The 20,241-nt window shown below is 63.1% G+C and carries 25 protein-coding genes and 4 pseudogenes; 12 read left to right on the forward strand and 17 right to left on the reverse strand.

The window, feature by feature from the left end; genetic code table 11:
* A pseudogene (locus BOO71_RS28255) lies at window positions 1–202 on the reverse strand (hypothetical protein); the annotation flags it as partial.
* A gap of 59 nt (window positions 203–261) precedes the next feature.
* Entirely contained in the window at window positions 262–2,151 is a 1,890-nt protein-coding gene (locus tag BOO71_RS07230; protein ID WP_075831282.1) for a GON domain-containing protein, read from the reverse strand.
* 288 nt (window positions 2,152–2,439) lie between these two features.
* Here BOO71_RS07230 and BOO71_RS07235 point away from each other — a divergent pair, with 288 nt between their 5' ends.
* On the forward strand, window positions 2,440–3,123 hold the full coding sequence (locus BOO71_RS07235; RefSeq protein WP_254843074.1) for a ZIP family metal transporter: 684 nt from the start codon (window positions 2,440–2,442) through the stop codon (window positions 3,121–3,123).
* 46 nt (window positions 3,124–3,169) lie between these two features.
* Here the strand turns inward: BOO71_RS07235 and BOO71_RS07240 are convergent, their stop codons facing one another.
* The 4 genes from BOO71_RS07240 to BOO71_RS07255 form a co-directional block, all read right to left on the reverse strand.
* Window positions 3,170–3,526 carry a hypothetical protein gene (locus tag BOO71_RS07240; RefSeq protein WP_075831284.1) on the reverse strand — a complete coding sequence of 119 codons (357 nt, stop codon included), beginning with the start codon at window positions 3,524–3,526 and terminating at the stop codon, window positions 3,170–3,172.
* A gap of 67 nt (window positions 3,527–3,593) precedes the next feature.
* Window positions 3,594–3,839, reverse strand: coding sequence for a hypothetical protein (locus BOO71_RS07245; protein WP_139322811.1), 246 nt, complete (start codon window positions 3,837–3,839; stop codon window positions 3,594–3,596).
* A gap of 157 nt (window positions 3,840–3,996) precedes the next feature.
* Window positions 3,997–4,245, reverse strand: a complete 249-nt coding sequence (locus BOO71_RS07250; RefSeq protein WP_075831286.1) for a hypothetical protein — start codon at window positions 4,243–4,245, stop codon at window positions 3,997–3,999.
* A 111-nt stretch (window positions 4,246–4,356) separates the two neighbouring features.
* Window positions 4,357–4,620 carry a hypothetical protein gene (locus BOO71_RS07255; protein WP_075831287.1) on the reverse strand — a complete coding sequence of 88 codons (264 nt, stop codon included), beginning with the start codon at window positions 4,618–4,620 and terminating at the stop codon, window positions 4,357–4,359.
* Window positions 4,621–4,735: 115 nt separating this feature from the next.
* Here BOO71_RS07255 and BOO71_RS07260 point away from each other — a divergent pair, with 115 nt between their 5' ends.
* From BOO71_RS07260 to BOO71_RS07285, 6 genes are all read left to right on the forward strand, one after another.
* Complete coding sequence (locus tag BOO71_RS07260; RefSeq protein ID WP_139322812.1) at window positions 4,736–5,059, forward strand: hypothetical protein; 324 nt, start codon at window positions 4,736–4,738, stop codon at window positions 5,057–5,059.
* A gap of 33 nt (window positions 5,060–5,092) precedes the next feature.
* Window positions 5,093–6,754, forward strand: coding sequence for an MBL fold metallo-hydrolase (locus BOO71_RS07265; protein ID WP_075831289.1), 1,662 nt, complete (start codon window positions 5,093–5,095; stop codon window positions 6,752–6,754).
* 225 nt (window positions 6,755–6,979) lie between these two features.
* Window positions 6,980–7,180: a hypothetical protein gene (locus tag BOO71_RS07270; protein WP_139322813.1), complete on the forward strand. Its 201-nt coding sequence runs from the start codon at window positions 6,980–6,982 to the stop codon at window positions 7,178–7,180.
* Between the two features lie 81 nt (window positions 7,181–7,261).
* Window positions 7,262–7,453, forward strand: coding sequence for a hypothetical protein (locus BOO71_RS07275; protein WP_075831291.1), 192 nt, complete (start codon window positions 7,262–7,264; stop codon window positions 7,451–7,453).
* Window positions 7,450–7,812, forward strand: coding sequence for a response regulator (locus BOO71_RS07280; RefSeq protein ID WP_075831292.1), 363 nt, complete (start codon window positions 7,450–7,452; stop codon window positions 7,810–7,812). The genes BOO71_RS07275 and BOO71_RS07280 overlap by 4 nt, the downstream gene beginning before the upstream one ends.
* A 10-nt stretch (window positions 7,813–7,822) precedes the next feature.
* On the forward strand, window positions 7,823–8,005 hold the full coding sequence (locus BOO71_RS07285; RefSeq protein WP_075831293.1) for a hypothetical protein: 183 nt from the start codon (window positions 7,823–7,825) through the stop codon (window positions 8,003–8,005).
* Here BOO71_RS07285 and BOO71_RS07290 read toward each other — a convergent pair.
* The 9 genes from BOO71_RS07290 to BOO71_RS07330 form a co-directional block, all read right to left on the reverse strand.
* Complete coding sequence (locus BOO71_RS07290; RefSeq protein WP_075831294.1) at window positions 8,002–9,810, reverse strand: sensor histidine kinase; 1,809 nt, start codon at window positions 9,808–9,810, stop codon at window positions 8,002–8,004. The genes BOO71_RS07285 and BOO71_RS07290 overlap by 4 nt on opposite strands.
* A gap of 47 nt (window positions 9,811–9,857) precedes the next feature.
* On the reverse strand, window positions 9,858–10,001 hold the full coding sequence (locus tag BOO71_RS27700; RefSeq protein WP_175607389.1) for a hypothetical protein: 144 nt from the start codon (window positions 9,999–10,001) through the stop codon (window positions 9,858–9,860).
* Between the two features lie 344 nt (window positions 10,002–10,345).
* A complete protein-coding gene (locus BOO71_RS07300; RefSeq protein WP_075831296.1) occupies window positions 10,346–13,126 on the reverse strand; it encodes a GAF domain-containing protein in 2,781 nt (926 codons plus the stop codon).
* Window positions 13,127–13,378: 252 nt separating this feature from the next.
* Window positions 13,379–13,504: a hypothetical protein gene (locus BOO71_RS29045; RefSeq protein ID WP_303046721.1), complete on the reverse strand. Its 126-nt coding sequence runs from the start codon at window positions 13,502–13,504 to the stop codon at window positions 13,379–13,381.
* Between the two features lie 131 nt (window positions 13,505–13,635).
* A complete protein-coding gene (locus BOO71_RS07310; protein WP_075831298.1) occupies window positions 13,636–14,208 on the reverse strand; it encodes a DUF6428 family protein in 573 nt (190 codons plus the stop codon).
* A 60-nt stretch (window positions 14,209–14,268) separates the two neighbouring features.
* The gene (locus BOO71_RS07315; protein WP_075831299.1) at window positions 14,269–14,733 is read right to left on the reverse strand and encodes an arsenate reductase ArsC; all 465 of its coding nucleotides are present in this window, start codon (window positions 14,731–14,733) and stop codon (window positions 14,269–14,271) included.
* A gap of 102 nt (window positions 14,734–14,835) precedes the next feature.
* Window positions 14,836–16,137: an arsenic transporter gene (locus tag BOO71_RS07320; RefSeq protein ID WP_075831300.1), complete on the reverse strand. Its 1,302-nt coding sequence runs from the start codon at window positions 16,135–16,137 to the stop codon at window positions 14,836–14,838.
* Window positions 16,138–16,142: 5 nt separating this feature from the next.
* On the reverse strand, window positions 16,143–16,613 hold the full coding sequence (locus tag BOO71_RS07325; protein WP_075831301.1) for an arsenate reductase ArsC: 471 nt from the start codon (window positions 16,611–16,613) through the stop codon (window positions 16,143–16,145).
* 4 nt (window positions 16,614–16,617) lie between these two features.
* Window positions 16,618–16,950, reverse strand: coding sequence for an ArsR/SmtB family transcription factor (locus BOO71_RS07330; protein ID WP_075831302.1), 333 nt, complete (start codon window positions 16,948–16,950; stop codon window positions 16,618–16,620).
* A gap of 89 nt (window positions 16,951–17,039) precedes the next feature.
* On the opposite strand from BOO71_RS07330, the pseudogene BOO71_RS07335 reads away from it, so the two are divergent.
* The 5 genes and pseudogenes from BOO71_RS07335 to BOO71_RS07365 all read left to right on the forward strand — a co-directional run.
* Window positions 17,040–17,482 (forward strand): annotated as a pseudogene (locus BOO71_RS07335) (DUF4158 domain-containing protein); the annotation flags it as partial.
* Window positions 17,413–17,799, forward strand: coding sequence for a Tn3 family transposase (locus tag BOO71_RS29050; RefSeq protein ID WP_368482869.1), 387 nt, complete (start codon window positions 17,413–17,415; stop codon window positions 17,797–17,799). The pseudogene BOO71_RS07335 and the gene BOO71_RS29050, both read left to right, overlap by 70 nt.
* 513 nt (window positions 17,800–18,312) lie before the next feature.
* Window positions 18,313–18,543, forward strand: coding sequence for a hypothetical protein (locus BOO71_RS07355; protein WP_139322814.1), 231 nt, complete (start codon window positions 18,313–18,315; stop codon window positions 18,541–18,543).
* Window positions 18,544–18,713: 170 nt separating this feature from the next.
* Entirely contained in the window at window positions 18,714–19,010 is a 297-nt protein-coding gene (locus BOO71_RS07360; protein ID WP_075831306.1) for a hypothetical protein, read from the forward strand.
* 95 nt (window positions 19,011–19,105) lie between these two features.
* Window positions 19,106–19,423 carry a tyrosine-type recombinase/integrase gene (locus BOO71_RS07365; protein WP_083653174.1) on the forward strand — a complete coding sequence of 106 codons (318 nt, stop codon included), beginning with the start codon at window positions 19,106–19,108 and terminating at the stop codon, window positions 19,421–19,423.
* On the opposite strand, the pseudogene BOO71_RS07370 reads toward BOO71_RS07365, so the two are convergent.
* Together BOO71_RS07370 and BOO71_RS27705 are read right to left on the reverse strand one after the other, a co-directional pair.
* Window positions 19,402–19,920, reverse strand: a pseudogene (locus BOO71_RS07370) (substrate-binding domain-containing protein); the annotation flags it as partial. The gene BOO71_RS07365 and the pseudogene BOO71_RS07370 overlap by 22 nt on opposite strands.
* An 18-nt stretch (window positions 19,921–19,938) precedes the next feature.
* Window positions 19,939–20,241: pseudogene (locus BOO71_RS27705) on the reverse strand (IS4 family transposase); the annotation flags it as partial.

A 20,241-nucleotide genomic window follows, 5' to 3' on the forward strand; every position in this document is an offset into this window, starting at 1 on the left:
CGATGAATACTGCGTCGATCCCAATGATGCTCTCCCTGCCCAGACACTGCTGATCTTGCATCTGCAAGATCAAACTGGTGTTCAACTCCACCCACGGCATTGGTTTCTGGAACCAGGCGCGATGGGTTCGCTCAGATGGCCCGCCATAGCGGGCCAGATTGGTGAAATTCAGTCGTCCAGGAACGACCAGCCACAGCACCAACAGCACCTGAAGATAGGCGGCCTGGGTGGAACGCAGGCTGGTTCCAGGGAGCAGGGCCGCTAGAATCTGGCTGGGGGTCGTCCGTTTTGTTGCCACACATCAACATGGACGATCCCCACCCCATTCGTCAAAAACCTTCCGGAGTACTGACTGGTCGAATTGACTGAAAACGCGGTCATTCCGTTGTGCGGCGCAACCATGTCAATCTGCTGGGTACTCGGGCGCGAGATCCGTCCCCCCATCGCGCCAGGCTGAAACGCCTGCCACACATACAGGCTGTTGGGAAACTGGAAGTTGGTGCCGCGGAGGTCGGCATTGGCCACGACGTCATCGTTGAACTTCGTCCCATCACTCGGCGAATCGCTGGTATACCCGAATGGCGACTGACTGTTGCCTGATGTGACCAGGGCGTAACGGAAATCAAACGGCGAGATGGTCAGCGTGACCGGGTTGAGCTTGATCTTGCTCCACAGCGTGGTTGAGGTATTTGCCGGGGTACCGAAGCGGGTCCGCGAGATGTTCGGCTGCACCAGCGAAATGTATTCCTGGGGTGCAGCGGAGGCCATGTCGGCACACCAGATGGTGGCGGCCCGTGCGGTCTGGTTGCCGACATACAACCGGTAGTTGGCATCTTGCAGGGGATGGTTTTTCTGGACGTCCCCAAAGGCCATGTACCTGGTTTTGTAGTCCAGGCAGGTCGTGGGTTTACCCAGGTCGATCTGGTGCGGCGAAGGCAGGGCACCGGGATCGGTCAGGGGTGGATTGACGGCCGCCGTGGCGAGGCAATCACGGACATCCCGGGCACACTGTTTGAGGGCGCCCTTGGCGGTCGCGAGAAGCTGCCCACTCACGCCAACCATCGAGCCGATGCTGGCCTGACTGTCAGTGAACAGGTACGGATTCAGCTGCGCGGTCAGGGCGTCATTAAGCTTGTTCTGGTAACCGATCGCGGAGTTGGTCAGTTGCAGGGCGTTGCTGCGCGCCTGGTCGAGCACCGAAGTGTTCGCCTTCTCCAGCGCCAGGGTCTGGTAGTCCTGGAAATTGGCCGACTTCAGGCAGACGAGCTGGCTGCTGCTCACGGCCTGTCCGGAGCACTGGGTGGTAAAGAGCGCTGGGAAGTTCGTCGAGTTGTCGAGCAGCGTCTGGTAGTCCGTCGCGAATTTCGTGGGGATGACGCCGTCATAGAACTCGTTGATGTGAACGTTGTACTGACTCGAGATCTGGCTCACGGCCTGTTTGACGTCCACGGAGCCGGAGGCTGAGCCGTACTTCATCTTCAACTCGTTTTCGAGTTCGGTCTTTTCAGAGGCGCTGGCAGTGTCGAGCCGGATGATGCCGCAGTACGTCGCGCCTGTGGTGGCTGCCGCGAGAAACTTGTCGCCGCACTTGGAATAAAAGTTGAGGTAGTTGTTGATGAAGTCGGCGTAGTTGTCCTGCCCGCTGGGGTCCTCGTCACTCTTCATGATGTGAGCATTTGAGAGCACGATGGACGGTCCCACGATCTCGGAGTGCACGATGACGTACACCGAGTACGAGTTCGAGGCCTGGCTCTGCAGATACGAGGACTTGGCCGAGGCCGAGAAGAGCCCGAACCCGACGGAGGCTTCGGCGGTAATGCCCAGAGAGGACGCCAATTCCTGGGTGCTGGAGACGATTTTGATGTCGTAGTTCGCCGACAGGGTCCCGATGGACTTCTGCTCGACCGTGCCCTTGACGCAGGTGCCTTCGAGTTCGCCGGACAGCGAGCTGTACCCCTTGCCGAAGGTCATGCCCGAGGGGCTGTACCAGTCCACGACCAGAGGGGGCGCGGCACCCAGGTGGGGTTTGGGGGGCGCGGGGTCTGGAGTGGGCATGGTCTGCGTCTGGGTGCCGCACGCGGAAAGCAGAAGGCCCAACAGGAGGGTGCTCAGGGCGGCTGCAGGCGGCTGTCCCAACAAGCTCTTCGTCATCTGATCTCCTTGAATTGAAGCATCCCCTACACTATTTACTGCGCTCTTACATTCTCCGCACACGCCATTGGGGGGCTGCGACATCAATGTGATGGGCGGCGCAGTTCATCTCCTGCGGTGGTGTTGGTGGTGTGTTGGGTCCTTGAGTCTGGCTTGCGCGGTGATAAACGCGAAAGGCCCCCACCCGCCTACGCCAAAGCGCAGGAAGGTGGGGGCCTATTTCTCAGATGCGATAATCAAACCATGTGGACAGCTACCCTCTGGGGCCTGGCGGGTGGATCTTCCCTGATGTTCGGTGCACTTCTGGGCCTCTACGCCCCGCTGAACAAGACCTGGGTCGCGCTGATCATGGCCCTCGGGGCTGGCGTGCTGGTCAGCAGTGTGGCCTTCGAACTGATGGACGAAGCCTTCGGTCAGGGCGGACTCGACGCGGTCTCCATCGGTCTGCTGCTCGGCGCGCTCGCCTTCTTCCTGGGCGACCTCGCGGTTAACCGCGCCGGAGGAAAACACCGCAAACGCAGTACCGGTCAGCAACAAGACGGACAGGCCTCCGCCATCGTGCTGGGGACCCTGATGGACGGCATCCCGGAATCCATTGCCATCGGGGTGGGCCTGCTCGCCGGTGGGAAGCTGAGCTGGGTCTTCCTGGCGGCCGTGTTCCTGAGTAACATTCCAGAAAGTTTGAGCGCGAGTGTTGGTCTTAAGCGGGCCGGACACCGGCCCGCCCGAATTCTCCTGATGTGGACGGCCATCGCGCTCCTCAGCGCAGCAGCCTCTGGACTGGGTTACGCGGCCCTGCGCGGCGCAGACGTCAATCTGACCGCCGGGATTCAGGCTTTTGCCGCCGGGGCCATCCTGACCATGTTGTCGTCCACCATGCTGCCCGAGGCGTACGAGGAAGGCGGGGCCATGATCGGCCTGGCCACCACCTGCGGTTTCCTGGCTGCTTTCGCGCTCAGCCACCTGTCATAGCTTGGCTGCTTTGCTCAAGGTGGGGCGCTGCCAGAAGTAGAAGAGATCAATCGCTGATCATCACGATCACCAGAACGCACGTCACCCACGCGGCCCCCAGCGGCAGCGTGAAGGGCAGGCCTAGACCCACCAGTACGGGCATAGACACACCCACGGCCAGCAGCAGCGGTCTTTGGTGGGCGCGTAACGCTGCATTCAGTGCCTGACCGACGAATGGTATCCGTCGCTGCCACCCGACTGTTGTCAGCACGACGCAAAGGGCGGCGATCAGAAGTGAATGGCCGATCTCTGAATCGCTGACCGACAACAGGAGGACGACATTGGTCAGACTGATGACGGCCACCAGCAGTGACAGGAGGGCAACGATGTGTGGACCCTGCGGTCCAGGCGTTGGATGGAGCATTCGTCAAGCTACTGATGGCGAGCTTGCGTGGCCCTGACAACAGCGGTAGTCAAGGTTGGATGAGGGATCAGCCGGGATGTTTCTCTGCCAGCTCCGCCGTGATCTCCGTCCGGCCTTCCTCGGTCAGCAGGCGGGCCAGGAGATGTTCGACGACATGGTGCTTCTGGACGTTCACCCAGCCTGCCTCTTGCAATTCCGCGTAGTAGGCATCCAGCGCCTCACGCACGCCAGGGATGAGTCGGATGCTCAGCACCTCGCGGGGGGCAGTGCGGTTCATCCACTGGGGCGGTGTCGGTGGAGTGTTGCGGGGCATGATCGCTGAGTCTACGCGGGTGTAAACGCAAAAAAGCCCCCTGCCGACAGCCACTTGGGCTGGGGCAGGGGGCAATGGATCTGTCAAAGGTTTTGACGTATGGTCGCGACGTGTCAAAGAAACGGGTGGTCCTTTGACACGTCGCCTGTGCTGTCCGTTAGTCAGTGGCCAGCTTGTACACCGTGGCGCTGCCAGGCCGTTTGTACTCCGCTTCCACCACCACCCCTCGCGCGGGCAGCACGTAGCCGGTCTGGGCGGTCACGTTTCCGATCTTGCACACCAGTTGATTCTCGACTGCCTTGCAGGTGGGGTCATTCACGCTGAGCTTGATGCCGCTCAGGGTCAACACCACGTCCTGGGCGGGCAGCGTTCCAGCGTCAAAGCGTACGATCTTGTAACCATTCATGGGCTTTGAGGCTGAGGACCGCGCCGCCGGGGTCTGCGGTGGTGGTGACGGGAGCCAGGACGGCGCAACTGCCCAGGGCCAGCAGTATAGAGGCCGCAAGAATTAGCCGTTTCACGACTGTCCGCCAGTGGGCAGGGTGCTGTCGTCGGTGACGGGCTCGCTGCTGATCTGGTTGACGAGGCCGCCGATCTGATCCCAGACCCAGTCGCGGGCCTTGACCATCGCGTCGGCCAGCAGGAGATTGTCGATGGTGGTGGCGTTCAGGCCGGGGACGCCTGCCGTGGCCGTGGCGTAAGCCCCTTTCAGGTAGGTCAGGGCGACATCGCTTTTGTTCTTGAGCTTCTCGCCGTTCGCGCTGAAGCACTCGATTAGCATGTCAGGAGCTTCCTCTGCGGGAGAGGCTAGAGAAGACCTGCTGCGCTGCCTGGATGGTGCGGCACTGATCACGCGTGCGGGCGAGCGAGGAACACTTTCCCCCACCCTTGATTCAGTGACAGGCAATTTAGAGAGTTGTCTAGACAGATTGCGGAATGCCAATCCACAGCTCTGGGAATTCGCGGTGCAGATCGCCATCCACCACGACGATCCGGCCACCCACGCGGTAGCGGCCATCGGGTTTTACAAGGCGCTGGTCCATCTGGGGGTCAAGGAGGTCCGGCGCTGCATCCAGCGGCTGGAAAAATGGCGGCTGAAAGGCCAGAAAATTGAGACGCCGGGGCGGCTGCTGATGCACCTGCTCAACGAGAAGGCACGGGCAGCCACGGGATTCAACATCAACGATCTGGGGATGGAGCCAGGAGCGGTCCTGTCGTGATGGCGTTTCACGCCATCCGCCACAATGCCCCCCATGAGTGATCTGCATTTCCTGGGACTCGGCGGCACCGACGAGGTGGGGGCCAGCAGCTACCTGTACCGCCTGGCCGAGGGCAACCTGCTGATCGACGCCGGAGCGCGTCCTGGGTCCATCGGGGACGCCGCCTTGCCCCAAATCGGCTTGCTTGCTGAACACCCGCCCGCAGCGATGATCCTGACCCACGCGCACCTCGATCACGTCGGCGCACTGCCCGTGGTCATCCGGCGCTTCCCAAAGCTCAACATCTACTGCACCGAGGCCACCGCCCGCATCGCCACGCTAGTCCTGGGCGACACCCTCAAGGTCACCACCATGCAGGGCCAGCCGCTGTTCAGCGCAGGTGAGATGAAGCGCACCCTGGAACGCCTCCGCCCGGTGCCGTACTTCACTCGGGTCAGTGATCACGGCTTCGCCTTCACGCTGTTCCCCAGCGGGCACCTGCTCGGGGCCGCCAGCGTGCTGATGGAGAGCGGAGGACGCGCCGTGTTTCACACCGGGGACGTCAGCAACATCTCGACGCCCGTGGTGGACGCCGCGTGGCTCCCTGCTGCCGTAACTCCTGTGGACGCTGTGGTCTCCGAAAGCACCTACGGTGACACGCTGCTGCCCAGCCGCAAGGAACAGGTGCGCGCCTTCGTGACCGCTATCGGCGAGACCTTGCACGGGGGCGGGCGGGTGCTGATTCCCTCCTTCGCGCTGGGCCGGGCGCAGGAGATCACCCAGATCCTTCAGACGGCCATGATGAGCGGGCTGCTGCCGAGTGTCCCGATCCACCTCGATGGCCTGACGCGGGGCATCACGGAAGCCTATGAGGACATGCTGCCGCTGCTACCCGAGGCGCTCCAGAACCGCAGCAAAGTCAGCAAACAGCGCCCGTTCCTGACCGGCACCGTGAACCTGGTCAAGGACAAGCGCGAGCGGGACGGCATCCTGGCCTCCGAGCGCCCCGCCGTGGTGATCGCCTCGTCTGGCATGCTGCACGCTGGGGCCAGTCCGCAGTACGCCCGAGCGTGGCTGCCACACGCCGAGAACGCTCTGTTCGTGGTGGGCTACCAGGACGCCGAGAGTCCGGGGCGCAGACTCCTTGAACTTCAGCAGGGCGGCGAGGTCATGCTGCCCGCTCAGAACGGCGGCAAGGATGGGGGCGGCTTCGAGCCGGTGTCGGCCTACTCGCGAGTGGAGCGCTTCTACTTGTCGGCCCACGCGGACCGGGGCGGACTGCTGGGGATGATCGCGCGCTACGCGCCAGGGAAAGTGATCTTGACGCACGGCGAGCTGCGGGCACGCAGCAACATGGCGGGGTACTTGAACAGCAAGCACGACGTCGGACTGCCGACAGCCGGTGAACTGGTGCCCTTGAAGGACAGTGGCAAGCGCCGGGGATCGTTCATGAACACAGCTCCCAAGAAGCTTGAAGCCATGAAAGAGCGTCACGCCCGCACCACGGTCAAGGTGCGCTATGACGCAGAGACGCATGAGGTCCGCATCGCGCTGCCGGACACGCTGGACGGCGCGCTGTTCGGAGAGGGCGACTACACGCTGGAGGTGCTGCGGGGCAAGACCAGCCGGGTCAAGCTGCGCGAACATGATGCGGAAGCGCTGGAAGGGCAGCGACAAGCGGACGCGGAGCCTGAGTTGGCCGAGAACACCCCTTGACGTTGGGGAGCAGGGTCAGCCCGCGTTCAGGAGGTCATAGCAGAGCCGCCAGCCGCTCTGCTATGACCTCCCTGGTCAAGGAATGGCGGCCCCGGAGGTCAGCGTCCTGCCAATCCGGTGCCTCCGGCTACCGCGCGATGTCACACAGTCGGTCCGCCTTCATGAGCTTAAAATGAAGACATGACACACCAAGGGAGCCTCCTGCCAGCCCCTATCACCTGTGACTTGTTCCTCACCCCTGATGACTACCGGTTGATGGCCGATCTCCTGCTGGAACATCTCGAAGTCAACAATCTACGCGACGGGCGGCTCGAAGACCTGGTCAACCGCCTGTACGTCCTGGCCGTCCGGGCCAGTCGCCATGACGCGCAACCGTCGCTTGAAGACCGATCTGCCCAACGGGCACACTACCCCGCCACGGACTGAACCGCTGCACAGTTGAGACGACGCTGAAGGCGCATTCACCCGGCTTTGTGCCAGTGGGGCAGAAGCTCTCTACGCTGGGGTATGGACGACGATCAGTGGGTGGCCCCCGACATGTGCCGTGTCTCTGCGGCCCGCGTCGAGCAGTTGCGCGTCTGGCTCGAACAGATCATTCACCGACGCTTTGAGCTGGATGCCTGGGAGATGGAACGTCAGGTGTTGCGCGACGCCCAGAGGGGCCGGCGCAGGAACCAGCCCCTCCAGGACAGGGCATGACCCGGGTGCTGCTGGTCGAGGACCACGTGACGGACGTGTTGTTGTTGCGCGAACTCCTATCGTTGATGGACGTGGCGTGGACGCTGGAAGATGTGCCGACGTTCGCAGAGGCGGCGGGGCGCTGGCCCGGCGGCGCGTTTGACCTGCTGGTGGTGGATCTGAACTTGCCAGATGGGCAGGGCCTGGAGCTGCTGACCCGCGCGCTGGAACTGGCGGCGGGTGTTCCCGTGGTGGTGATGAGCGGCCATCAGCATCCCGGGCTGGCTGCTCAGGCCGTCCAGTTGGGGGCCAGAGGCTATGTGATCAAGGACCTGGAGGCCGCTGAACATCTGCACGACATCGTCGCGCAGTTGACTTAAGCCGTCCGAGGTGTATACCACGCTGGCCAAGGCCCTGCCCGAACAACGTGCCTTCCAGGGCAAGTACACACTTGAGGTCCTGCGCGGCAAGACCAGCCGGATAAAGCTACGCGAACATGACGCGGAGGCGCTGGAGGGTCAGCGGCAGGCGGACGCGGAGGACGTCAGCAACGCTCAAGAGGCCCTCGCCTAACTGGGGTCGCTGCCCCCCTGTTCCAGCGGGCGGACGTGCGGCAGCGTGAACGAGAACGTGGTGCCTTCTCCCAACACACTGTCCGCCCAGATGCGGCCCCCGTGGCGCAGGATGATCCGGCGCACCGTCGCCAGCCCGATGCCGGTCCCCTCGAACTCGCTGTAGCGGTGCAGCCGCTGAAACGGGCCGAACAAGCGGGCCGCGTACGCCGGATCAAAACCTACCCCGTTGTCCCGCACCCACACCGTCCACGCCTCGTCTCCCACCTGGGTGCCGATCTCGATGACCGCCTGTTCCCGGGGGCGCGTGAACTTCACCGCATTGCTCAGCAGGTTGATCAGCACCTGCTGCAACGTGGCTGCGTCCCCCATTACCTGCGGCAGTGACTCCACCCGCCACTCGATCTGGCGGTCCTGGACTTCGTACTCGACGCCTTTGCGGGCGTGGTCCACCAGCACGCCCAGGTTGATCACCGCATGGGTCAGCGGCTGCACGGTGCTGCGCGACAACGCCAGCATCGCGTCGATCATGGCGCTCATCTGATCGGCAGCTCCCTCTACCACCTGCAAAGCGCGCTCCGCCTTGTCCGGCTCCCCACGGGTCAGGGCGCGGCGGATCATGCTGACAAACCCCTTGACGTGCCGCACCGGGGTCCGCAGGTCATGCGAGGCGCTATAGGCAAACGCTTCGAGTTCCTCGTTGGCGGCCTTGAGTTCACGGTTGCTGCGCTGCAACTCACGGGTCCGCTGTTCCAGGGCCTGGGTCTGCCAGGCCCGCTCCAGCGCCAAGCCCAGACTGCGCCCGATGGCCCGGAACACTGCCTCTTCCTCGGGCTTCCACTCGGAGACATCCGGGCTGGCGACGACGAACATGGCGGCGGGCTGACCCTCCCGGAAGTACGGGACAAAGGCCGCCGCGCTATAGACCCTGGAGCGCGTGACAACCGACTCACGGGCATTCCAGTGGTTGAAGAACACCGGCCCCCGCACCTCAATCGCCGCGTCGAAGCTGGGGGCCGACGGCACGCCCGCCAGCAGCGCAGCGCGCAAGTCGGGGTCCGGTTCGTCCGTCAGTCGGGCGCGCCACAGCTCGCCGCCCCACTCGTAGTACCCCGTGACCCAGCCCGGCATGAACGCCTGGAGCAGCTCCCTGGCCCGCTCGGCCAGCCGCAGTGGATCGGTCTCCGTGCCGATGGCCTCGGTCAGGTCCATGAACGCTTCCAGGGCATGCCGCCGCTCCTGGGCCAGGGCTTTACGCTGCTGGGCGCTGTACAGCGCCTGACACGCCGCCGTGAACAGTTGCCGCTGCTGCGCGGTCCACACGGGCTGACCCACCAGACCCACCACGAGCAGTGCAGCAGGCTGATTCCTCTGGAAGAACGGGGCCACGCCCGCCGCCTGAAACTGCTCGGCATGCGGCATGCCCTGCTCTGCCGCGTTCCAGTGGTCAAAGACCTGCGGCGTGCGGGCGGCCACCGTCTGGGCCAGGAACGGCGTGTCCAGAGGCAGCCCAGCCCGGAGCAGCGCCATGAAATCAGGGGGGACCGCGTCGCTGACCACCTCGGCCACCCAGCACTCGTCCTGGCGCGTGAAGTAGACCGCCAACAGGTTGGGGATGCTGCGGCGAAGCACGCCCCCGACGTGGCGCGCCAGCGCGGTCAGGTCATCGGTGGTGGCTGCGGCCTCACTCAGGGCCACGAAGGTGGACAGCACCTCGTTCTGTTGCTGGGCGACGGCTAAAGCCTCACGCATCTGGGCCAGTTCATCAGGCAACGCGCCCGTTGCCAGGGGACCAGGGTTTGACATTGCCTGCCACTATAGGGCGCTTCCTGGACGGTGGTCCGCGTATTTGTTCACCCCTTCGTGCCCTTGAACAAGACCGAGAGCCACTGTCCCAACCCAGCCGGGCGGGGTGGCTGCGTCTCGCCAAAGGCGTGCATCGTCACCCGCATGCGCTCGGAGTCGTACACGCTCTGATCATTCAGGGTGGACTGCACGGTGTTGAGCGAGTCCCAGATCTTGGGGTCTGACGAGAGTAAGATTCCGTTGGTAAAGTCGCCAGCTCCGCAAAAGTCTGCCAAGCGGGGCATGTTGCGCTTGGAATCCCTCGGTAAAATCCCCGGCGAGACCGTCACAGCTCTCGCGCAGTCTTCTCCGGGAGCGCAGGAATTCCCATCCCGGGGTGCAGTGTTCTGCCCGCCTGACTTTGCCAACGGAATCGAGTAAGAACAGAAATCCGCCCTAGCAATGCAAATCACAATTGGGATGACAGATGGGCAGTGTTGCCACAGCGTCCCGCTGTTCCAGCTCCCCTTGTCCCTCACGCTCTGCCTCGCCTCAATCAAGGCGCTGCCCTGGGCAGGATGAAGCCGAAGGTGGCTCCCACATCTGGCTGCCCGTCCGCTGTCATGGTCCCGCCATGCCGGGCCAGGATGCGCCGCGCATTCGCCAGACTCACCGCTACGCCCTCAAAATCCTCCGCACGGTGCAGGCGCTGGAACATCGTAAACAGTTTGTTCTGATATTTGGGATCGAAGCCCACCCCGTTGTCGCGCACCAGTACCGCCCAATTCTGGCCCCGGTCTTCCGCCCAGATCTCGATCAGCGCCCGTTCCCGGCTGCGGGTGTATTTCACGGCGTTGTCCACCAGTGCCGTGATCACCCGGCGCAGCAACTCCGCGTCCCCCACGACGGTGGGCAGCGGACGGATCTGCCAGTCGATCTGACGCTGCGGCAGGTCGATCCCCACCTTCTGGTGGGCCTCCGTGAACAGCCGTTCAAGATTGACCTGCTCGGCGCGGAGCGGCTGACGCGAAGTGCGGGAGACCTCCAGCATGCCGTCGATCAACCCGCTCAGCGTGACAGCGGCGCTGGAGATAATCCTGAAGTAACGCTCCGCTTTGGCGTCCAGCGGCGTCGGCAGCTCGCGGCGCAGCAGATCGCCGAAGCTGATGATGTGCCGCACCGGGGTCCGCAGGTCATGCGAGACGCTGTACGTGAAGGCTTCGAGTTCTTCGTTGGCGGCTTCCAGTCTGGTGTTGCTGCGTTCTAACTCCTGCGAACGAATCTCCAACCGGGCCACGCTCTCACCGCGTTCCAGCGCCAGGGAGAGACTGCGCACCACACCTTCGAGTACGGCCCGGTCCACCGGACTCCAGGTGCGGCCCTCGTACTGAACCATGCCGAAAATGCCCACGACGTTCCCATGTTCCACCAGGGGCAGCGTCGCGGTGGCCCCGACGTTTTGCAGTAACCCCTGATCCAATCCATCGGTTGTGACGTCATACGCGTCCTGATACAGCGGCTGCCGGGTCGTCCAGGGCCGCATCATGTTTTGACCACTTTCCAGATCGACCCCTTCCGCATCCACGAGTGCCTGCAAGCTGGGCGAGCGCATGGAGCCCACCTGAGATCTTATCCACCAGCGTCCCCCAACAGGTTCAAAGTACGCCGCGTACCCCTGGGGGAGGAGTGAGCGCACCACCTCCTGCGCCCGTCGAATCAGGGCCAGCCGGTCGCCCTGAACGCCCAGATCCTTGGTGAGCTGCATGAACGCTTCCAGCGCCTGGGTGCGGGCTTCGAGCACCTTGTTTTGCGCCTGAAGCGTTTCGGCCTGAATGGCCCGGTCGAGCGCCAGACCCAGACTGTGGCCCACTGCCGTGAAGAGGACCCGGTCCTGGGAAGTCCAGACGCGGCTGTCCACCGTGCCCATCGCCAGCATGCCAAAGGGCTGCTCCCCCTTGAAATAGGGATAGAAGGCCACCGCGCCGTAGACCTCCGTGTGGGCGATTCCCTCCCGCTGGGGATCCCAGCCATCGGTGAAGACGGGACCCCTGGCCTGCACCGCTTCTTGGAAGCTGGGCGTGTCTTCCAGATGCCCCTTCCGCGCGGTGGCCGCGATCTGGGGATCCACGTTGTCCGACACCGTCCTCGCTTTCCACAGGCCCCCTTCCAGCTCATGGTAGACCACACTCAATTCGGGCACCGAAGCTTGCAGCACGTCTTGAGCGTGCCGTGCCAGAAGGTGCAGGTTCGTTTCTGTCCCAACGGCTTCGGTCAGGGCCACGAAGGCGTTGAGCGCCGCCCGGCCTTCCAGTTGCCGCGCCTGTTCGGCCCGGTCAAGCGCCCCGCCCAGACTGCGCCAGAGTGCGGTGAGGACCGCCCGGTGTTGGGACGTCCAGAGGGGCTCCTGTTGCAGGACGGCCACCAGCATGCCCACGGGTTGTCCCTGCTGAAAGTAGGGAGCAAACACTCCTGCACTAAAAGCCCCGGTGTGTACAATCCTCTGCGCCGTACTGTCCCAGTGCTCAATGAAGAGCGGCAGCCCGCTCTGGACAGCCTGGTGAAAGGCCGGCGTGTCCAGCGGCAGGCCCGCGACAAGCAAGCGCTTGAGGTCGTCAGGTGCCTCGTCCAACAAAGTGGGCATCCACCTTCCCTCGTTCGGGACAAAGAAGGCCACAAACAGGTCAGGGATGCTGGCCCGCAGCACGTCCCGGGCGCGTCGGGTCAGCGTGTCCAGATCAGTGTTGAGTCCGACGGCTTCCGTGAGAGCCACGAACGCGGTCAGAGCCTCGGCCTGCTGGGACAGCCGGGTGCTCAGGGCGAGGCGGTCGAGCGCCAGGGCGCACTGGGCCGCGAGGGTCTGAAGGAAGCGGCGCTCTTCAGGGGTGAAATCATGGGGTTCAGTGAACACCAGCACGATGACCCCGAGCGCCTGATCACCCAGGAGCATGGGCACCACCGCCGTGGCGACCACCTTCACTCCAAGGGGGGGCGCGGTGAGTTGCGGATAGGCGGTCGTCAAGGCTTCCTGGTGCTCGAAGTACAGGGCTTCACGGCGGTTGAGGCTGTCTTCCGTGGGAGCGAACGCATCGAACGCCCCGTCTTGCCACAGGGTCTGTTCGCCTTCGGCATACCCCTGTGTGGCGGCCACCTGCAAGCGGTCTCCCGTGCCCTGACCCAGCAGGACAACGCCAGCCAGAGCCTTCAGGGCCTCCAGGGCGGGATTCAGAACAATCTCGAACACATCTGCGGGGATGGTCGCCGCTGCGAGCGATTCCGTCACGCTTTGCAGCCGGTCACTCAGCGGTGGGCGACTGAGCCTGCGGGAGGAATCGGTCATAGAACACCATAGCGTGACGTTTGGGGAACGCGGCTCTCCATTGGCGTTGTCCTGGCACTTATTTGAGGATCAAGCACTGCGACTTCTGCCGACTGACCTTGAGGTTTCCAGGAGCGCGCGGACGGCGGTGAACAGCAGCAGCTTGAGCATGATCTCGTGCTGCACCTGACCCCCGTCCCGGACCGCTTTAAAAAAGCGGTTCAGCTCCTCAGCCGTCAGGAGCTGCGGCAAGCGGCGTTCGCGCTTCGGCTTCTACAGCTTGAGTTTCTTGCGGGCCTGCTGGCAGACGTAGGCGAACTCGTCGTAACTCAGCCGTTCCTTGCGGGCGAGGCGGACGAGCTGGGCGACGACTTCAGATTTCGCCTTATGATCTGACATGCTGCAATGTAGAGGGTTTGGGGGCGGATTGTTGGCTCAGCAACCTGCTTTTAAGGCAGAACATTTCGTGTTGTGGCTCTTCCGCGAAATCTGTCTGTCAGGGCAGGGTCCAGCCCGGCGGCAAAGTGACCTCACTCCAGACGGATCAGGGCGACAGGTTCAGACGCCGTGGCCGGACCACAGCAGCCGCTGTTTGGGGCGCAGCTCTCGTCCGCCACGGTCTCACCAGCGGGGAGGCCGCAGGCCTCGCCCGCCTTGCACTGCACGCCGGGCTGGCGCAGGTGGACGATGAGCCGCTCAGGCTGCACCTCCAAGTGGGTCACGTGGAACTGCAATGCTGCCGCCTGGGCAGTGCCGTACTCAAAACGCACCTCGGCCTCGGCCCGCACGGGAATCTTGCCCGTCACGCGGTCATAGATGGCGAGGAACTTGCGGTTGGTCATGAAGCCGCCTGCGGCGTCTTCTGCGGAGCCGTCCATCAATTGAATCACCGTCTCGCGCCACGAGGCGGCCTTGCCGCCGCAGTCCATCGCCTCGATGCTGACGGCCTTAACCTCGGTAACATGGTAACCGGGACCGATCAGCATTTCACCGTTCAACCAGAACTCCAGCGGACGCTGGGCCGGGGCGCGCAGGGCGTCGATCAGCGCCGCCGTAGCGGTTGCTTCACTGAGGCCAGAAATGGGGTGCAGGGTCTGGGTCATGGGATTCTCCTTGATCTCAAGAGGGCGATTGGTTGGCGACGGCAACGCTCAGCACTGGATTCAGGGGGCGGGCAAAAGCGCTGACAGCCAGACCTGAATCCTGGCGTCAATTTCATTTCGCACGCGCCGGAAGACCGCCTGGCGGTCTTCCTTGCTGCCCTGCGCCGCCGCCGGGTCTTCAAACGGCCAGGCTTCCCGGTGCAGGGCAAAGGGAAAGATGGGGCAGTTGGTCTCGGCGCGGTGACAGACCGTGATGACGTACTGGAAATGCTGGCCCAGCAAGGGGCCAGTGCCTTCAGCCTTCAGGTGACTGGTGTCCAGGCCGATCTCCTGAAGGGCCTGGAGGGTCAGGGGGTTCACTTCACCGGGTTCCAGCCCAGCGGATGAGACCTCGAAGCGGTCTCCCGCGCGGTGTTCCAGCAGGACCTGGGCCATCTGCGAGCGGGCGGTATTGCCCGTGCAGATGAAGAGTACGCGGGTCTTCTTGACGGTGGGTGTGGTCCTGTCGGCAGTGGGCTGGGTCATGGGTTTTCTCCTCGAGAGACGAATTCCTGGGCCTGATAGGGCTGCACGATCAACGATTTCAGAGGGACGCAGCACCGGAAACGAGTGCATCACCTGACCCCCTCACCACGACAACCGGAGGGCCAGGGCCGCGAGCGTCACGAGCAGCACGGGAACGGTCATCACGATGCCTACCCTGAAATACTGGCCCCATCCGATGCGGATGCCCTTGCCCGCCAGCACATGCAGCCACAGCAGCGTGGCGAGGCTGCCGATGGGCGTGATTTTCGGCCCCAGGTCATTGCCGATGATGTTCGCGTAGATCATGCCCTGCTTCACGGTCCCCGTCGCCCCGCTGGCGTCAATGGCTAAAGCGCCAATGAGGACACTGGGCATGTTGTTCATCGCGCTGGAAATAGCAGCCATCAGCAACCCCGTGCCGAAGGTGGCGGCCCACAGGCCCCGTGCAGCGAGGCCATCAAGCCAACCTGCCAGAATATCCGTCAGCCCCGCATTTCTCAGCCCGTAGACCACCAGGTACATGCCCAGCGAGAACATCACGATCTGCCAGGGCGCGCCCTTCAGGACGCGGCGGGTGTCGATCACCCGCCCACGGGCCGCCACCCCCCACAGCAGCGCCGCACCAGAGATAGCCACCGCACTGACCGGAAGTCCCAGCGACTCGGTGGTGAAGTAGCCCAACAGGAGCAGCCCCAGGACAATCCAGCCCACCTGAAAGACCCGCTGATCTCGGATGGCATTCCCCGGCGCGTCCAGGACCTGTGGATCGTACTGGGGGGGCAACTGTCGGCGGAACATCAGGTACAGCGCTCCCAGGCTGGCCAGGATGGCGGCCAGATCCACGGGCACCATGATGGCGGCGTAAGCTCCGAAGTCCAGGTTGAAATAGTCAGCGCTGACGATGTTTACTAGGTTGCTGATGACCAGCGGCAAACTGGCGCTGTCCGCGATAAATCCTGTGGCGAGGATGAACGCCAGGGTGGCCCTGGGCTGGAAGCCCAGGGCGGTCAGCATCGCCAGCACGATGGGCGTGAGGATCAGTGCCGTGCCGTCGTTGGCGAACAAAGCACTCACCGCCGCGCCGAGCAGAATCACCAGCGCGAACAGCAGATGGCCGCGCCCCCCGCCCCAGCGGGCGACGTGCAGGGCCGCCCACCTGAAAAAGCCCGCCTCATCCAGAATCAGGCTGATGATGATCAGGGCGATAAAGGTCAGCGTCGCGTTCCAGACGATGGCCCAGACCACGGGGATATCCGCCAGATGGACGGCTCCGGTGAGCAGTGCCAGCACCGCGCCGAGGGCCGCACTCCAGCCGATGCCCAGACCGTCCGGCTGCCACCGGAACCGGGGTTGCCAGATCACCAGCACCAGGGTGAAGAGAAAGATCAGGACCGCAAGCAGCACCGGGGTTACTGCGCCGTCACGGCGGGGTTGTCCTCGTAACTGTCGGGCAGTGTCTGGCCGTTCTTCAACGCCCCCACCACACTTTCAAACTGCGTCTGGAGCTGATCCCGCACGGCCCGCCAGCGGTTCAGGCTGCCGCCACTGGGATCAACAAAGGGGTAGTGCCGCCGCAGGGTCTGCCCCGGATACACCGGACACGCCTGGGCCGCGCTGTCGCAGACCGTGATCACGGCATCAAAATTCTGAGGATCGGGGACGTCGTACAGCGTCTTGCTGGTATGGGTGGAGAGGTCCAGCCCAATTTCTGCCATCACGGTTTTTGCATCGTCCTTGACGCGAGTGGCCTCGGTGCCTGCCGAATGCACGTCCAGCTCAACGCCAGTTTTGCGGGCGGCCTCGCGCATCAATGCCTCGGCCATCTGAGAGCGGGCGCTGTTGTGGGTACACAGGATCAGAACGCGGGGTGGAGTGGGCATGGCCCTAGCATATAGATTTATCTTGATGCGTCAAGCTGGATGACTGGACAAAAATATCATTGAGTAATGCGCCGCCCAGTCCGAACAACTGGTCCTGTCGGAGCGCATAATAGGTGTTCTTGCCGCGCTGCTCGGCCCACACCAGCTCGGCGTCGCGCAGGATCGCCAGGTGGTAGGACACCTTGGACTGTGGCAAGTTCAGCAGCGCTTCCAGATCGCAGACGCAGCGTTCGCCCCCGGCCAGATAGCGCACCAGTTCAAAGCGGATTTCATGCGACAGGGCCTTGAGCTGGTCCAAGACGGTGGGGGCTACGGTGGACTCAGGTAGCGTGATCATTCATCTATTCTACTGGGTGAGATGACAATAGCTTCAACCGATTTCATTCGTTTGATTCTCGCTGACAATCGGAAGAGTCAGGGGGCAGCATGCTGCCGCTGCTGACCGCTGCCCAGCGTCAGCAGTTCACCCGCTTCCCGAAGTTGGATGAACGCCTGTTGGCACGGCATTACCTGCTCAGCGCCCCGGAGCGGGAGGCGGTCCTGACCCGCCGCCGCGATTTCAACCGTCTGGGATACGCCGTGCAGCTCACCGTACTCAAACACCTGGGACGCGGCCTGGCCGCCGCAGAACAGCTCCCGGAAGACGTGCTGATCTTCCTGAGCAGCAGCTTGAGCTTGACCCCGCCTGTGACCCCCGGTACGCCGCACGGGCCAACACCCGGCACGAACACTTTGCGGAGCTATGCGGGCAGTTCGGCTACGCCGAACTCGGCCGGAATCTGAACCGCGAGGTGCGCGACTGGCTGCTGCCGCAGGCCGTGACCACCGATCAGCCCTTCCCACTGATGACGGCGTTGATGGACGAACTGCGGCGGCGCAAAATTCTGATCCCCCGAATCCAGGTGTTGGAACGGCTGGTGACTGCCGTGCGCGTTCAGGCCGATCGGAACGTCAGCACAACCGGGCCAGCAGCATCAATCTGCTGGTGGCAGTCATCACCACCTGGAACACGGTGTATCTGGGGCAGGCGGTGTCCGCGCTGCGAGCAGAGGGAATAGATATCCCGGACGAACTGCTTGCCCACGTCTCACCACTGGGCTGGGAGCATGTCGGGCTGACTGGGGACTACCTGTGGCGGCCTGAAGACGTGCCGCCGCTGGGGACGTTCCGCAAGCTCAACGGCTAGAGCGCGTGCTGGAAGGACAATTCTTCTGAGCGGTGTAAAATTTCTGAATCTTGATCCTGGTGGCGAAATCGGCGGCTCAAGCCGGAAGTGCAAGCTGACTGAAGCGAGAGACCCGTGTTCGCCCAAGCTTCTCTCCACTCAGCCAATCATCACCAGCTAGCGTCCTTCGGGGCGCTTTTTTCGTGCCGTCATCCACGCCTGACCTGTAGAAGACACGCCTGACCGATGAATAGGGGAGAGCCGAACTGGTTCTTGGGAGGTGGTGGCAATGTCAAAGAAGGCCAGCAAACGGTACCGCCGACGCCAGCTTGAGCAGACAGACCGGAAGCCCCAATGGACCGTGGGTCAAGCCATCGACGCACTTCCTGCCCCGACTCGCTTGCAGATTAGAGAACCGTTCTACCTGCACGAATTAGGGCTGCACAGCGAGCCGCTTATGGGTAGCGTGCCGAGGTTTCAGGAAGGCGCAATCATCATGACCGGGCGCAGATAAAGGGGGCGTAGACTTCCTGTATGAGTACTGTTGTGACGTGCAGGGATAACGTGCTGGTGCAAGTTCGCCAGCATCCATTGACGCGAAGCACTGCTGCTGATCTGGCCAGGACTCTTTCGGGCTGGCCCCGCAATGCGATTGATGACGCCCTGCGCGAGCTGGAACATGAGGGCATTGTCGCGCGGGAAATCGAGAGTACCAATGGCGGCGCTCCGCCCACGAAGACCTACTGGTACGTGATCGCCCCCTGATCCCGATGCTCAACAGCCCCAGCCGCCCGCATGGGCGGTTTTTCGTTGCTTCCATCCTCACTCTGCCCACCAGGAGGTGAGAGCCGCATGGCGAAACGAGACAACGCCCGCGCGGCTCACTTGCTGGCCAAGGCTGCGCTGACCACCGAAGTTTGCGACAGAAAAAAATCATGCTCAGGACGCTTCAGAGCTACCGTGAAGCCCTGAAGACGGACCCCGAACTGTCTCGACTTTACACCGAGGCGAGACAGGCCGTGATCACCCGTGACTGGGCCGAACAGCTCAGCATCACCCTATCTGGAGCCGCAGCCAAACTGCTGGCACTGGTCGGCGGCGCGCAGTCCTCGGCTCCCGAGAACATTCAGGCGGTGACCGGCGCGGTCCTGTCATTCCCACCAGCAACGGGCATTCACGCTCTGGCGCGACGTCGTGGAGCAGGTGGCCTGGAGTTCAGGCCACCTGCGTGAGTGCGGCCTCTTCCTCCTCTCAACACCAATAACTTGCCACAACCCTGTTCGAGACACAGCGGTGCGGACCGTGAGCGGTCCGCCGGGGTCAGCAAATCGTCCAGCGCTACCGGGAGACCGCCGGGTTGAGCGCTTCCGTTCATCCCCACCTGTTCCGCCACCAGATGCTGACGTTTCTGACTGGTCAGAAGCTCTCGGATGCACAGATCCAGCTCCTGAGCGGCTATGCCAGCAAGAAGAGTTTGAAGGTCTACCAGCACTTTTCACTCGACACCGTGAACGCCGCGTACCAGCAGGCCGTTCGCTTCATAGATCTCTGGCCCCCGGATTTTGGTGGCCCCTTGCCAAAAGGGCCAGCGCACAGCGCTGGCCCGAGTCAGGTGCTGCTGCTTCAGAGCTTCTTGCCACCGTAGGTCATGCTGTTGATGATGCTCTTGGCCTTGTTCGCCGCGTTGCTGGGCAGCTTGGCATAGTCCAGCGGTTCGTTGTACTGCTGCCCGGTGGTGGTCATCCAGCTCAACATTTTCTTGAGTTCCATCGCCTGCGCCTCGGTGCGGTTGCCGTACTTCTGATCCTGATAAAAGATCACGTAGGTAAAGCTGGCAATCGGGTAGGCGTCGGCATTCGGGCTGTTGGTGATGCTGACGCGGGTATCACTAGGGATCACGACGCCCTCGGCGGCCTTGCTGGCGGGGCCGTTGTCGGCCAGGATGAAGGTGCCCGCGCGGTTCTGCACGCTGCCGTAGGGCAGTTTGTTCTGCTTGGCGTACACCAGTTCCACGTAACCCAGCGCGCCGGGGGTGCTTTTCACGACGCCTGCCACGCCGTCATTGCCCTTGGCCCCGGTGCCCACGGGCCAGTCCAGGCTGTTGCCGGTGCCCACCTTGCTCTTCCACTCGCTGCTGACCTTGCAGTAGTCCGGAAGGTTTCAAGCAGCCTTGACCCCCAGGAGCAGCAGGTCGGCGATCTGTGGGGCGAATTTTTCGCAAGTCAGATCGCCAGGCAACAGAGATAAAATTCGATCAGCGAAAAATTCGTTATAGGCACGGCGTTTTTCGTCTTCCATGCTGAAGACCAGCGGGCCAGCCCGCTGGTTCATCAACTGACTGGCTCTGGCTACAGAAACGCTATGCAGCGCCATATTCCAGTGGAAGTGCAGCGCCTGAGCCTGACGGGACTGGCAATCACCCAGGCCCGCGAACTGCTTGCCGTCCCGGAACGGAAACTCCAT

It is taken from the genome of Deinococcus marmoris, from assembly GCF_001949125.1.
In the GTDB taxonomy this organism is placed as follows: Bacteria; Deinococcota; Deinococci; order Deinococcales; family Deinococcaceae; genus Deinococcus; species Deinococcus marmoris_A.